This is a genomic window from Glutamicibacter sp. (genome assembly GCF_035257265.1).
In the GTDB taxonomy this organism is placed as follows: domain Bacteria; phylum Actinomycetota; class Actinomycetes; order Actinomycetales; family Micrococcaceae; genus Glutamicibacter.
The window spans coordinates 1-14426 of sequence record NZ_DATEXC010000025.1 but is presented as its reverse complement, the minus strand read 5'-3'; the positions used below and the strand labels follow the sequence as shown (position 1 = coordinate 14426).

The window sequence follows — 14426 nt, the reverse complement described above, 5'->3', positions numbered from 1 at the left end:
ATCCGGGCTTAGATAAGTAATGAATGACGTTCACTACGAGGCAAGTACTTTCGAGAAGAGGGATATCCGTGGCCAGCCAATGGCTATCGAATCATGCCCCAGTACGTTTCACTGCCCAGCACGGCGCTATTCAAGGACAACGAGCTACGCGAGTTCCCGCATTTCTCAGAACCCAAATCCCCGTCGCCACGCTGTGCCCGTTAGTCGTTCCGCTGAGGTTACCGGCCTAGATATTTTCCGCCCGTAATAAGCTGAGGACCACCAATGAGCAACCCTAAAACTCTGACATTCGACCGGCATGAAGCCAATGCGTCGCCTGAGCACATCAAGAAATCGCTAGAAGGCGCAAAGCACGGTTCCTATTGGCTGGATCATGCACAACGCCCCGAGGCAACCGCGGCATTAGAATCAAACACCGAGGCAGAGCTGCTCGTCATCGGTGGCGGTTACACCGGTCTGTGGACCGCGCTGCAAGCAAAAGAGCGAGATCCACAACGTGATGTCGTACTTATCGAGTCCCACCGCATCGGCTGGGCAGCCTCGGGACGAAACGGTGGATTTTGTGAAGCTTCGTTGGTTCACGGGGAGGCTAATGGTGCCAATCATTTACCGAAAGAAAACGAGCTGCTCGGTCAGCTTGGTGCCCAGAATCTCGATGAGTTCCAAGCAACCGTAGAACGCTACAACATGGACGTTGATTTCACCCGTGCCGGTGTACTTGAGGTAGCCACCGAACCTCACCAGGTTTCTTGGGTCGCTGAATCCGCAGAATCGGACGGGATCGAATTCCTCGACGGCGTGGCAGTAAAAAAGTTGATTAACTCCCCCGATTTTCTGGCCGGTGCGTTAGACCGAGAATCCACCGCGTTGGTTCACCCGGCAAAGCTTGTTTGGGAGCTAGCTAGGGTATGCCGTGAACTGGGAGTGCGGATCTATGAGCACACCCGGGCGGCCGAACTAAAAGATACAGGTTCCCACGTCCAGGTTCTGACTGATACCGGGCGAATCACTGCGGAACGCATCGCCTTGGCTACCAATGTTTTCCCCTCCATGCTCAAACGTCACCACGCACGGGTGATCCCTGTGTATGACTATGCGCTGATGACTGAACCGCTGACAGAGGAACAACAGCGAGCTTTAGGCTGGGCCGAACCCGTAGGTCTGGCGGATCTAAACAATCGATTCCACTACGCCCGCCCGACCATTGATTCGCAAGGCAAAACCCGGATCCTCTACGGTGGCTACGATGCTGTGTATCATTTCGGCGGCAGGATCCGTTCAAGCTATGACAGTAGCCCTGCCACCTTCGAGAAGTTAGCGGCCCACTTTTTCGGCAGCTTTCCGCAATTGAAGGATGTGAAGTTTTCCCATGCCTGGGGCGGTGCTATCGATACCTGCTCACGCTTCTTCCCCTTCTTTGATCTGACTCACGGAGGGAAAGTTGCGTATTGTGCTGGATTTACCGGCCTTGGCGTTGGAGCCACACGGTTTGGCGCTAAGGTCATGTTGGATCTGCTATCAGGAGCTAAGACTGAACTGACCGAGTTGGAAATGGTCCGGACGAAACCATTGCCATTCCCGCCGGAACCCGCTGCGTACGTGGGGGTTCAATTAATGACCAATCAGCTGATCAAGGCAGATCATAACGAAGGTAAACGCCCGGTCTTTTTAAAGGTTATGGACAAGATTGGGATGGGATTTGATTCCTAATGGCTGATTCGCGCAAACCCCACGCATCACTTGTTGATGCCAATACTTTCGAGTTGCACTCCACTGCCGTCGAATCATCACAACAGCTTGGGTCGGTGCAGACCAGTGCCGGGTTCCGTGCAGTCGGTGATCTCGACGAAACAGAAGTAGGCATCTGGGAGATGTCTGTCGGTGCCATGAAAGATATCGAAGCTGATGAATTCTTTGTGGTGCTTAGCGGGGCCGGGACTGTAGAGATACTTCCGGTTGGCGGCTTTGTCTCGCAACATTTAGAACTATTTCCCGGCGCACTGATCCGGTTACATGCGGGGATGCACACCGAATGGCGAGTGACCCAGAAAATTCGCAAAGTTTATCTCAGCCGGTAATGGTGCTTACTACATTTTAAGGAACGGTAGAACATGTCAGGCTTCAAATTTTCGTACGGACACCAGTTCATTAACGGCTCCTGGCAACGCGGAACCGGCGAGGTGCTCAGCAGAACCAACCCTGCCACAGGCGAACTACTCGAAGAGATCGATACCGCTAGCCTCGAAGAAGTGGACCAAGCGGTCCACGCGGCTGCTGAAGCCTTTACTATTTGGTCTGCGCTCACCCCTGCTGAACGCTCTGATCATCTCTTAGCGTTGGCCCGTGAGTTGCAAAACCAAGCACAGGTTTTAGCGGAGGTGGAAACCTCGCAGACCGGCAAGAGCATGCGGATGTCTACCGGATTCGACATCCCCGGTTCGATAGATAACGTGAACTTTTTTGCCGGGGCTGCCCGCAACCTTCAAGGACTGGCGTCCGGCGATTATGCCGGTAATAGCACCTCCATGATTCGTCGGGAGCCACTAGGTGTAGTGGGCTCCATTGCTCCATGGAATTACCCGCTACAAATGGCCGCTTGGAAAATTCTGCCGGCCATCGCCGCCGGAAACACCATTGTGCTCAAGCCCAGCGAGCTGACCCCGGGGACAAGTCTGCTTTTCGCTCTCGCTGCTAAGACCGCTGGATTGCCAGATGGCGTAGTCAACGTCGTGGTGGGAAGTGGAAGCAGTGTTGGTCAGGCATTGGTAAGACACCAGCTGGTGAAGATGACCTCATTTACCGGCTCCACGCAGGTCGGTTTGAAGATCATGTCTATGGCCGCCGAGACTGGTAAACGAGTGCACCTGGAACTTGGTGGCAAAGCGCCTTTTGTGGTGTTTGATGACGCAGATATTGAAGCAGCTGCCCATGGGGCGGTGGCCGGCTCGACCATCAACGCGGGGCAGGACTGCACGGCGGCGACCCGGGCTTACGTTCATTCCTCGGTATTTGAGAAGTTCACCGGACGTGTGGCCCAGTTGATGAGCCAGATGGTGGTTGGTGATCCGACCGATCAAAATACCGACATGGGAGCTCTGATTAGCGAGGCCCATGTTCAGAAAGTTTCTTCGATGGTGGAACGCGCGGTGGAGGCCGGTGCAACGGTATTGTCCGGCGGCACAAAACTAGATGCTCCAGGTAATTTTTATCGACCGACTTTGCTGGTCAATGCCATGCAAGATTCAGAAATCGTGCAGCAGGAGGTTTTTGGTCCGGTGCTGGTCGCCTTACCTTTTGAAACCGATGATGAAGCTATCAAACTGGCTAACGATACGCCGTACGGTTTAGCCGCGAGTGCGTGGACCAAAGATATTAACCGGGCCATGCGCGCGAGCGCGCAAATTCAGGCGGGCTGCGTGTGGATCAACGAGCACATCATTATTGTTTCGGAAATGCCCCACGGCGGGTACAAGGCTTCGGGAATGGGCAAAGACATGAGCCAGTACTCATTTGATGAGTACACGAACGTTAAACATGTATTGATCTCGCACGATACCGATGCTCACCGGGACTGGCAGAACACCGTATTTCTCCAGCGTTAAACGGATTCCAATAGCTGGCCCAGTTTTTTGGTTGCCTGACCTGGTGAGGTCGTGGCGAAGAAATATTGGGCCAGCTGTTTCTGCCGTCCCGGAACTCCTCCCTCAGCTAGTTCTGCCACACGCTGAGCCAGTCCATTAGGCGATTCCAGAAGTTGCTCATGTGGCAAGCGTTCGCGAAGCTGTGAAGGTCGATGACCGGTGAGGAACAGCGGAACGTTAAGCGCGACCGCGTCGTAGGCCATCGCGGAGGTATCGCAGATTGCCACGTCGGCCCAGACCAAGGATTGCCCCGCATCAGCCACCGGATCTAGTTGAGCGGCGAAACGGGCACGGAGTGCGGTAATTTCTTTTTTCATCTCTGCTGAATGATCACCGGTTTTCGGGTGCGGGCGGAAACGCACCTCAAACCTGTTATCCCCCTCGAACTGGGCCAAAATGCTCTCACCCATTTTCATCACCGATGAATAATCCATGGCAGCAGAGTCACCCTCCCATGTCGGAGCGTAGAGCACCCTGGTTTGGGTTGCGGGCAGTTCGGGGGTGAGCGCGTCCAACTGCGGACGCCCAATCTGCACGAGGTGTTTAGTATCGAAGCGAGCTATGGATTCAGTAATTCGTTCCACCGCCGCTGGTCCTGCCACGCAGGCATAATCGTAGGCTTTGAGCTGGTTCGAGACCATTGAGGCCTTTTCGCTCTCACCGTGGTTTAAGTGAATATGCGCTGGTCCGTTAAAACGCAGCATGGTGAAGTTACGTTGTGAATTATTCACATAGCTGATGCTTCGTGTGCCGAGCTTGGTCAGTAGCGTCTCAATTTGTTCGATGGAACGCGTGAAAAATACCGGAAGTTTACTGGCCTTTAATAGTTCACGGGCCGACAAGGCATCCATTACCACCACGCCTACCGATTGGCCTTGCGCGGCTAGTCTTTCGAAGGTCTCAAGCCAGACCCCTAGCTGGTAAAACTGTGCGGGCGCTTCGGCGAAAAATAAGACATGCTCCGCCGCAGTCAGCTCTTGGCCCGCCTCGGTGATCTGCGAACGCACAGCGCGCTCAGCGAATATTGATCTAGCGCGACCAGCGACTTGATTGACTTGAGTGGTAATCGAAGACATACCTTCAGTCTACGTAGTGATTACCCGTTGATCGCGGAGGACAAAGCATCAATATTTTTCTTCATCCACACAAGATAATTTGAATCATCGGTGATCGTTTCGCGGAAGTCCACCACGGGGACTTGACCGGTTTCGGCGTTTGCACGTAAGGATGCGGTCTCCGCTCCTTCGGTTTGCACGTTGTAGGCGAGAACGTCAATCTTGCCCGCCTTCAACGAGTCGCTGAGGTCTTTGAGCGACAGCGGCGCGATACCGGCGCCGCCTTCAACTGCTTCGCTGAGCCCGGCAGGGGTCTTATTCTTCATTCCAGCATCTTCAAGCAGGTGGAATGGCACCGGTTCGGTCATCGCATAGGTTCGTCCGGCTAGCTTCGCGGCCGTGAGCTGCTTTCGCAGATCCTTGATTCCTTGGAGAAAGGTGTTGGCATTCGCTTCATAGCCGCTCGCGCCTTCTGGGTCGGCATGTCCCAGCTCTGTGGCAAGTTCGGTAGCCAGCGCCTGCATTGAGTCCAGGTCGTACCAGATATGCTCGTTGTATTCTGCATGATCATGGCCCGCGTGCTCATCCGCAGAGTGTTCGTCCGCAGAGTGCTCATCATGCGCCGGCTCATCGGCGTGCTCCTTGGCCACTGGGGAAGAATCCACCGCATGGATCAGATGGGCTTGATCCGCTTGATCCGCAGGAAGAGAGCTGACGAGGGAGTCCATGAACTGGTCATACCCTCCACCGTTGGCGAGGACCACTGATGCCTTGGAGATGGTGAGTTTGTCTCGTGCCGTGGGTTCATAGGAGTGCGGATCTTGAGCGGGAGAGGTGATGATTTCGGTGACAGCAACGCGCTCCCCGCCAATCTCGCGAGCAATCTGCCCATAGACGTTTGTCGTGGTCACTAACTCAATTTTTCCGCTAGCGGAGGCTTCGTCCGAACTTGGAGTTCCCGAGGCACCACCAGTGGCACATCCGGCCAAAAGTATTCCGGCAAGCGGGATCGCAACGATTGAGGTTAATAATCCACGGCTTTTCATCTATTAGTCTCCATTCACACAGCACGCTATTGAGAACTATTCTACATTACATTTGAGAATCATTCGCACTTAGCTTTGCTCGACGCCCCGGTGAGACACTAACTTTCCCATGCGCACCACCTGTGCCGGTCGCCTTGACGACTACTACGGCGATGGCTGTAGTTACCGGAATCGCAAGGACCAAGCCGATGGAGCCAATAAGAATTCGAATCACTTCTTCGGCCATCGATCCAGAACTCAACGTAGTGCCAAAGCTCTGATCGCTGAGCGCTGCAATGGCGAGAATTGGAAGGGCGGCACCGGCATAAGCAAAGGCAATTGTGTACACGGTGGAGGCAATATGATCGCGTCCGATGCGCATTCCCTTGAAGAATAATTCTCTGGCGGTGGCGTCTGGCGCGGTCTCGGCCAGCTCCCATACGGTGGCTGACTGAGTGATGGTCACATCATTGAGCACACCCATTCCACCAACCAGCAAACCGCAAATGAGTAAGCCAGGCAGCGAAATCTGGGGTACCACAGTGGACAGTGTCATCGCGTGTTCATCGTTCGCGCCGGTCAGCGCCGCGGCATCTGTCAGCCACACCGCAAGTCCAGCTGTCACCGCCAAACCAAAGAGTGTGCCCAATAGCGCCGTCGAAGTTTTCGCGTTGAGTCCATGAGCAAAATACAACGCCACAAACATAATCGCGGTAGACCCCGTCAGCGCGATCAGTACAGGATTTCCGCCCTCCAACAGGGCAGGCACCATGAAGATGATCATGAACGCGATTCCGCCCACAAGCCCGATAACCGCACGCGCTCCGCGCCAACCGGCCACCAGCACCACCACTAGCCCATACGCCACGGCTAACAGTGACATCGGTAAGGTGCGGACAAAATCCACAAAGACATAAGGGCTGCCACTATCAGATCCCACCGCAGAAAGATCTAAATATCGAATTTGATCTCCCGAACGGGCCTCGCGAGAGTGCAATTGTTCCGGCGGAATCTCCAACGCAATTTCGGCTCCGCCACTATCTGGCATCAGATAGGTGACATTGCATTCAAGTGTTTTGCCGCCAACTTCTTCAAGTCCCATGCTGGAAGGGCAATCCTGAATTAATGACCTAGTCACCGTGCCCACCTGCATGCTGGCACCACCGGTAGTATCCATTGCCCCGTCTAAGGCAAAACGGTCATAGTTACCTTGCGGCCACAGCGCAATCACCATGATCAGGGCCAACGCGCCCACCGGGGCTAACAGCGCCCATAAAATAATTGATGCTCGGCGTCTCCTCGCAGGGTCTTGCAGAATCGGCTGATCGTGATTGTGACTGTGGCCCACGGTCGGTGCACTCCTCAAAGGATTAATCAAAACTCGTCGCGCCCAAGTCTAGTCAGCGAACCTGTACTAGTTATCAGGAACACCCCCAAAGGATGACTCGACAAATCCTCCGCAAGGCTCATGTCTATTTGCCCTCTTCGGGGCGAAGATTGTTCTATGAGCATGTCTGAGAACCACGGGACTTCACCGGGCAGCATTAATGCCGATGAACCTAGGTATGAATATCATCGGCTAATGCGCCGCAATTCCGAGTATTCATGGTGGCGCCCCTTGGCCCTGCTCGGAACGGCCGTAGGCTTCTATGTGGTTTTGTCCATCATCTTGCTCGCTGGGCTCATGATAGTGCTCTTCAGCAGCATGGGCAGTCAGCTTGATGATCCAAACAATCAGATCATGGTTGCTTTTGAAGCAAATAACATGGCAGACCCATTCGTCTTCTTATTCATCATGCTCTCACTGATAGCTTTCATACCAGTTGCGTACCTCGCATACTTATTCCTCGGCCCGAGACCGGTGGGGTTGCTTTTCTCGGTCACCGGAAAGATGCGCTGGCGCTGGTTGGGATTGTGCGCGGGTATCTGCCTGGTGCTCTACGCCCTCTACTTCGGGATCAGTCTGGGTCTAGAAGCCACCGGAGCGGTAGCTTCGGCGCAGATTCCGCCGGAGAACCGTCCTGCTAAGCCTTTGTTCTTCGCCCTACTTGTTGTTTTGTTAGTGCCCTTCCAAGCAGCTGCCGAAGAGCTAGTTTTCCGTGGCCTGCTCATGCAAACCCTTGGTAGCTGGCTCAAACATCCACTCTTCGCCATTTTGCTTCCGGTTCCGCTATTTACCGCAGGACATCTCTACGATATTTACGGCCTGCTAGATGTGGCCTTCTTTGCGATAGTCGCCGGTTACCTCACCTGGCGCACCGGCGGCCTCGAAGCGGCGATTGCCGTGCACGTCATCAACAACGTGGGACTATTTTTGCTCGGCGCCGCGGGTGCCGTGGATATTAATTCCTCGCAGTCTTCCCTTTCAAGCCTGCTGACCTCGGTGGCATTTACCGCGCTAGTGGCCTACATTCTGCTTCAGATGGCTAAGCGTTACGCCGTGCAGCGCACCGCCGGTCCAGAACCTAGGCGCCAAACCCCACAGCTCTTGCAGCCATGGCCGATTCACCACCCCGCTGGCACGCAAACGCAGGCGTACTGGGCTCCTCCGATCACCGGGCAAGAGACGTCTTACCCGTCCGAGTACCCGCAGCATTCTCCTTATTCTGCACAGACCACGAACGAAGACGAGATTAACGGTCCTCCTCCCCCGGGCCGCTAGTTCTAGCGCAGGCGGAGAAAAGCGTCGCCGGTGAGAATATTTGATTCTCACCGGCGACGCTTTGTTGATCCTTTAGGATTTAGCCCAACGAAGTAACGCTACGATTCCTGCGCCCTCGGGCAAGATGGAATCCGGAACGTAGCGGATTGTCGCATCGGTTAAGGCTGTGGCCCGAAGCAGAACTTCCGGTGCTGGCCATTGGCCAATCACCAGGTCCCCATGGTCATCACCCTCTTCATGCGCTAGCCACGGTTCTCCTGACAGCGCCCTTAAAGTGTGTTCGTCTTGATACTGTCCCACCAAAACGACTTCCGCCTGCGCAGATTGCAAGGCCGAAACCACGTCGGCAAGACCCACAGCCAACTGAGCCCGTCCATTACCGGTTTGTGCCGATACGCGCTGTTCAAGCTCTGCGACAGCCGCTTCATGGGTTTCGGAAATCAATCGTGAAATTGATTCGTCGACCTGCTTGGAATCAGCACCCCCAGTTCGCGTATGCGAATCGAGAACGACGACATAGGGCTTTAACGCCCCGGGGAGCATTCCGGCGATCGTTTCCCGCGATTTCACATCGCCCGAAAGCACGATCAGCCGGACAAAGTTGTCCTTAGCCATTTGGACAATGAGCTCGGCGACTCCTTCGGCATTTCGCCGCGCCATCTCATCGGCTGCTGATTGATTTTTGGGCTGATCATATTCGCTAGGTACCTTACGTGCCCGGTGAATCTCTTCGGGTAATCCAACCACACCGCGGCTAGCCACGCGTTCTGGCGAGGTGGTGTTGTATAGATGAACTTCTCCCCCGTCACGTCCGGCCTCGGCCACGAGGTAGGAGAAAGCTCCGCCTCGCGTCCTGGCAAGCGCAGTGAAATTCGGAAATGGCCCCACATCCACGGCGGCGGAATCGACCTTGAGCCCAGGAATGAGTTCGTTGAGTACCACCGCCCCATCGTGAACTGCCACGAAGCGAGCTACCGGCGCACGGAGCCCTTTAGTGGCCTCTATCGCGTTGGTAAGTGCCTCAATATCGGCGGCACCGGCTTGCTGGCTTTTGAGTAGCTTAGCTACTTCCCCCGGCAGCCGGTCGGCCGCTTCGTGCGCTGCGGTGGTTCCGAGCGATGCATCCACCAAGGCGGTGCACCATGAACCAGTTTTCCGATAGAGCGAAACGTCGATTCCATTAGAATCCGCGCGTAGTGCCATGCTGACTCCCTTCCGCACGCGACCCTTGGTCGCGGTGCGACTAGATCCGTGTGACTAACGTAACATCGCACGTCGATAGCCGGAAGAGCAAAGCACAAAGATCCCCTGTGTTAACCCAAAATCGTTACCCGACCTACGTTTATTACCAGCGACCGCGCCAGTACTGCGGTGGGTGAGATTTCTGTGCGCCAAGCTGCTGGGCGGCACGATTTGGCCACTGCGGATCACCCAATGCGGCGCGTCCCACGCTGACACCGTCGGCCTGGCCGGTCACCAAGATGTGTTCGGCCTGGACCGCATCGGTGATGACTCCCACCGCCGTCACAAAGGCGTCGTCAGGCAATGCTTGTTTCACTGCTTGAGCAAGCGGAACTTGGTAGCCGGGGCCGGTAGGGCCGTGGAAAGCCCCGATTCCGGCACTGGACAGATCAAATGCTCGCACACCATATTCGTAGAGTTCGGAGGCGATTTTCACGGTGTCCGCGATGCGCCAACCGCCGTCAACCCAGTCTTCACCGGAGAAACGAATACCCAAGGCTTTATGCTCTGGCCAAACCTTGACGATGGCCTGCACAATTTCGCGCAAGTAGCGGGTGCGGTTTTCAAAGCTGCCACCGTACTGGTCGGTGCGCTTATTGGACAGCGGCGAGAGGAACTGGTGAATCAGGTAACCGTGTGCGGCGTGAATCTGAATCAGGTCGAACCCTGCAGCATCTGCACGCTTGGCAGCCTCGGCCCAATCCTGGACAGAACTGGCGATCTGTTCGACACTCATCTCGGTTCCCGGATTTAGTCCGTACAGATCCTCGGCGCTGGAGGTGAAGGTTTCCCAGCCGCCATCTTCTGCACTGAGACTGCCGACCTTGCCCTGTTCTTCGAGTTCTTTCAACCACCCATAGGTTGAAGCTTTTACTCCGGCGTGGGCCAACTGCACGCCGGCCGCGGCTCCGTGCGAACGGATGTACTGCGTAATTGGCTTCCACGCTTGAACCTGCTGGTCATTCCACAGTCCAGCATCTCGATCCGAGATGCGCCCTTCGGCGGCCACGGCGGTAGCTTCGGCGATCACCAGTGAAAAACCACCGTGAGCCATGGATCCAAGATGCACCAATTGCCACGTGGTGGGTACACCGTCTTGCTTATCGATCACGTACTGGCACATGGGAGGCAAGACCACGCGGTTGCGTAGCGTTAGTCCCTTTCCGGCCTTCGTTGGGATAGTGACTGGGGTAAACAGTTTGCTTTCAGGCATGCCTAGTGTGACGTTTCAGTTCAAGAAATTATTCCTTGATAACCAGCTTTGTGAGCTAGGTATCAGTGTCCAAGAACAGCCACGGCCACGGAGAAATACACGATCAGACCGGCAGCATCAACAAACGTGGAGATAAATGGGTTGGAAAATACTGCGGGATCAACTTTTAGCCATTTCCCAATAATTGGCATCACTCCGCCCACTCCGGCCGCGATAGTGCACAGAGCCACAAGTGTGATCCCAATAATCACCGCGATGTTCCACTCGAAGATGAAACCAGCTACGCCGAAACCAATAGTTCCCAGACTCAATCCGAGCGTCAATCCCACGCCAAGTTCGCGTAGCAAGACTCTTCCAATGTCCCCCACTCTCACATCTCCCATTGCCAGCGCTCGGGTGACTGTAGTGGCCGCCTGGTTTCCGGTATTTCCTCCGATACCTACCATCAATGGGATGAACAAGCTCAGGGTAACCATGGATTCGAGGGTTTCTTCGAAATTCGAAAGTACCTGAACGGTGAGCGTCGCGCCGATGGCAAGCACCAATAGCCAGACGATTCTGCTTTTGACCAAAGAACCGATCGTGGTGCTCAAGTAAGGTCGTCGTAATGGTTCGGCGCCCGAACTCCGTGCAGCACGCCGTTCATCAGAATTAGCTAGCACCGAGACCGCATCAGAATTACTGAATACGCCCACCACACGACGCTCAGAATCCACCACCGGGGTCAGTAATTCTTGGCTCAATACCACCTGACGGGCAGCTTCCAGCACTGGTTCTTCGGCGCTGACACCATCACCCGGGGTCAACAGCTCTGAAATTCGTTGCTCTTCCTTTGCTGCCAAGAGGTCACGCAGTGAAACAATGCCACGTAGCCGGCGGGTCGAATCGGTAACTACGAGGGTATATACACTTTCTGCGGTCTCAAGTTTGTCGCGCACTCGTTGCATGCTTTCGCGCACGGTCAGCTCTGGGTGGGTGATGACAAAGTATGGATTCATCAGATGGCCCACAACTCCGGCAGGGTACCCCAGCAATACATTGACCTCGTCGCGCTGCGCTGAGTCAAGCCCTTGCAGCAGCGTTGCCGCCAGATGGGCAGGCAGCTCATCAAGGAGCGCCACGCGATCATCGGCAGCCATGACGGCGAAGGTCTCGCTGACCGTGTCCTGTTGCAAACCGCTGATAAGTTCGGCCTGTAACGCTGGCTCCAAACGTGCAAAAACCGCCAGCGCCTGCTCTTTAGCTAGCAGTCGATAAGCGATGGCCATTTCTTTGGCCGAAAGCCGATGAAGCTGCTGCAGAGTTTGCGGCAAGTTCAGCTCGCGCAGCAGCGCAGCGAGTTCTTTGAAATCCTGTGATTCTAAGAGATCTTGAATCTGCGAGGAAATGGTTGAGAAGTCTGCTTGATTTGAGGAGCGCATGAAGATCAGTCCAAATGGGATTTAGACGCGTCATTCCGGTGATAATGCGAAGCACAATTGAATCGCCACCCGGAGAGTAATTGGGTGACAAGTCATTCGGTCTTCGCGCGTTGAATGAAGCGAAACGAAAAGGAATCGAAGCGCGATACCCCACCGCTTAATCCAGCTCTTTGGCTCAGCTTAAAGGAAGAAAAAGGGAGGTCGCGTGTACATAGATCGACTAGAACCATCGTCCATGCAGCTCACCTCCTCGAACAGGTCCGGGCTTAAACCCGAGAAACACCTTGCTTCATTTATATCATCTTCCGCGCCCATAAACGACATCAGTGCGACAAGATCACATCCGCTAACGCGAAAAAGCGTGTGGTGACCAGCAGTCACCACACGCTCTTAGTTACCTATCGAATTAGCATTCGACAACGTTGACGGCCAAACCGCCCATCGCTGTTTCTTTGTACTTATCGCTCATATCCTTGCCTGTTTCGCGCATAGTGATGATGACTTCGTCCAGAGTGACGTGGTGTTCCCCGTCTCCCATCAAAGCCATTTTTGCGGCGTTCACGGCCTTAGAAGCTGCAATCGCGTTTCGTTCAATACATGGAATTTGCACCAGACCACCAATAGGATCACAGGTCAGTCCGAGGTTGTGTTCCATCGCAATCTCCGCGGCATTCTCCACTTGAGCTGTGGTACCGCCGAGAATTTCGGCGAGTCCACCGGCTGCCATAGAGGAGGCCGAACCGACTTCACCCTGACAGCCAACTTCGGCACCCGAAATTGAAGCCTGCTCTTTATACAACACGCCTACGGCGCCGGCGGTGAGGAGGAAGCGCACTACAGCGTCATCCTTTTCCTCTTCGTTCCAATATTTGGCGCCCGGCGCGTAATGGGTTGCATAGAAGAGTACTGCTGGAATGATGCCGGCTGCACCGTTAGTGGGTGCGGTGACAACTCGACCGCCCGAAGCGTTTTCTTCGTTGACTGCCAGAGCTACAAGGTTGATCCATTCCTGCCAGAACACCGGATCGCGGTCTTTATCTTCTTTGCGTAAACGCTCATGCCATTCTGGGGCGCGGCGGCGAACTTTAAGTCCACCGGGAAGCACTCCGGTACGTTCCAAGGAGGCGTCTTTGCACTCCTCCATGACCTTATAAATATGAACCAGACCCGAACGAATTTCTTCGCGAGTACGGTAGGTCTCTTCATTGGCCATCATGATCTCGGCAATTGACTTGCCGGAATTCTTCGAGTGTTCTAGTAAGCGTGCAGCCGTGGTGAACGGGTACGGTTGCTGCTTAACCTTTTCTTCCAGGTTTTTTTCAAGGCGTTCTTCGGCGCCATCACGCACAATAAATCCGCCGCCGACAGAGAAGAACGTTTCGTTCAGTAGTTCTTCGCCAGCTGCATCGAGAGCAATGAACTTTACTCCGTTGGTGTGGCGCGGCAAGACTGTCAGCGGGTGCTGAATCATGTCGTTGACGGTGTAGTTCAGGTCCTTGCGAGCATCCATTTGGGACGCAAAACGAAGTACTCCACTTTGTTCCATCTGTGCCAAGCGCTCATCAACTTGGGCCGGCAGAATGTTTTCTGGCTCGTACCCTTCAAGTCCAAGCATGATCGCGGTGAAGGTTCCGTGACCCCGGCCGGTCGCTGCGAGCGAACCGTAAACATCAATGCGCAGGGAGGTGAGGGATTCAAGCTTGCCTTCACGAATCACTTGGGCCACGAATGCGTGCGCCGCACGCATTGGTCCCACGGTGTGGCTGGAAGATGGTCCAATACCAACCGAGAACAAATCAAATACGCTGACCGCCATGACGGGTCACTTCCTTAGAACAGAGATAATTCGGAACTGAGAGCACCAAATAAGTGTGTGGTGGGGTAGAAATTTGTAGTTCGTCCCCGTGCCTCGCATGTTCTCTGGGTGCCAGATGCGAGAGAGACAAAGGGCCCGGAACGCGATGTTTCCGCTTTCCGGGCCCCTCCTTCAATCAGAAGCTGCTACTCGGAAACTTTTTTAAGTTCCGGGTACAGTGGGTGGGCCTCGGCGAGCTTGAGAACTCGCTCCTTAAGCTCAGGCAGAACAGCAGAATTACCATCAGCACCAGCAATCAACGCCTGCGCAATAATCTCCGCAACCTCAACAAACGCAGCCTCAGAAAAACCA

11 protein-coding genes are annotated in these 14426 nt (G+C 54.7%); 4 read left to right on the top strand and 7 right to left on the bottom strand.

Features of this window, described 5'->3' with window-relative positions:
* Positions 1–264: 264 nt before the first annotated feature.
* The 3 genes from VJ369_RS05085 to VJ369_RS05075 are packed head-to-tail and all read left to right on the top strand — an operon-like array spanning position 265 to position 3602.
* Positions 265–1710: an FAD-dependent oxidoreductase gene (locus VJ369_RS05085; protein ID WP_324091036.1), complete on the top strand. Its 1446-nt coding sequence runs from the start codon at positions 265–267 to the stop codon at positions 1708–1710.
* Positions 1710–2078, top strand: coding sequence for a cupin domain-containing protein (locus VJ369_RS05080; RefSeq protein ID WP_324091035.1), 369 nt, complete (start codon positions 1710–1712; stop codon positions 2076–2078). The genes VJ369_RS05085 and VJ369_RS05080 overlap by 1 nt, the downstream gene beginning before the upstream one ends.
* Before the next feature lie 33 nt (positions 2079–2111).
* Complete coding sequence (locus tag VJ369_RS05075) at positions 2112–3602, top strand: gamma-aminobutyraldehyde dehydrogenase (protein ID WP_324091034.1); 1491 nt, start codon at positions 2112–2114, stop codon at positions 3600–3602.
* On the opposite strand, the gene VJ369_RS05070 is transcribed toward VJ369_RS05075, so the two are convergent.
* The 3 genes from VJ369_RS05070 to VJ369_RS05060 are packed head-to-tail and all read right to left on the bottom strand — an operon-like array spanning position 3599 to position 7069.
* Positions 3599–4717 carry a CDP-glycerol glycerophosphotransferase family protein gene (locus VJ369_RS05070; RefSeq protein WP_324091033.1) on the bottom strand — a complete coding sequence of 373 codons (1119 nt, stop codon included), beginning with the start codon at positions 4715–4717 and terminating at the stop codon, positions 3599–3601. The two genes, VJ369_RS05075 and VJ369_RS05070, sit on opposite strands and share 4 nt — an antisense overlap.
* Before the next feature lie 20 nt (positions 4718–4737).
* Complete coding sequence (locus VJ369_RS05065; RefSeq protein WP_324091032.1) at positions 4738–5742, bottom strand: metal ABC transporter solute-binding protein, Zn/Mn family; 1005 nt, start codon at positions 5740–5742, stop codon at positions 4738–4740.
* A 46-nt stretch (positions 5743–5788) separates the two neighbouring features.
* The gene (locus tag VJ369_RS05060; protein ID WP_105675906.1) at positions 5789–7069 is read right to left on the bottom strand and encodes a YibE/F family protein; all 1281 of its coding nucleotides are present in this window, start codon (positions 7067–7069) and stop codon (positions 5789–5791) included.
* A 162-nt stretch (positions 7070–7231) separates the two neighbouring features.
* On the opposite strand from VJ369_RS05060, the gene VJ369_RS05055 reads away from it, so the two are divergent.
* Positions 7232–8383: a CPBP family intramembrane glutamic endopeptidase gene (locus tag VJ369_RS05055; RefSeq protein ID WP_324091031.1), complete on the top strand. Its 1152-nt coding sequence runs from the start codon at positions 7232–7234 to the stop codon at positions 8381–8383.
* 72 nt (positions 8384–8455) lie between these two features.
* On the opposite strand, the gene VJ369_RS05050 is transcribed toward VJ369_RS05055, so the two are convergent.
* From VJ369_RS05050 to VJ369_RS05035, 4 genes are all read right to left on the bottom strand, one after another.
* Positions 8456–9586 carry a hypothetical protein gene (locus tag VJ369_RS05050; RefSeq protein ID WP_324091030.1) on the bottom strand — a complete coding sequence of 377 codons (1131 nt, stop codon included), beginning with the start codon at positions 9584–9586 and terminating at the stop codon, positions 8456–8458.
* 142 nt (positions 9587–9728) lie between these two features.
* On the bottom strand, positions 9729–10838 hold the full coding sequence (locus tag VJ369_RS05045; RefSeq protein ID WP_324091029.1) for an NADH:flavin oxidoreductase/NADH oxidase: 1110 nt from the start codon (positions 10836–10838) through the stop codon (positions 9729–9731).
* Positions 10839–10900: 62 nt separating this feature from the next.
* Entirely contained in the window at positions 10901–12259 is a 1359-nt protein-coding gene (gene mgtE / locus VJ369_RS05040; protein ID WP_324091028.1) for a magnesium transporter, read from the bottom strand.
* A gap of 406 nt (positions 12260–12665) precedes the next feature.
* Entirely contained in the window at positions 12666–14075 is a 1410-nt protein-coding gene (locus tag VJ369_RS05035; protein WP_324091027.1) for an L-serine ammonia-lyase, read from the bottom strand.
* Positions 14076–14426 lie beyond the last annotated feature (351 nt).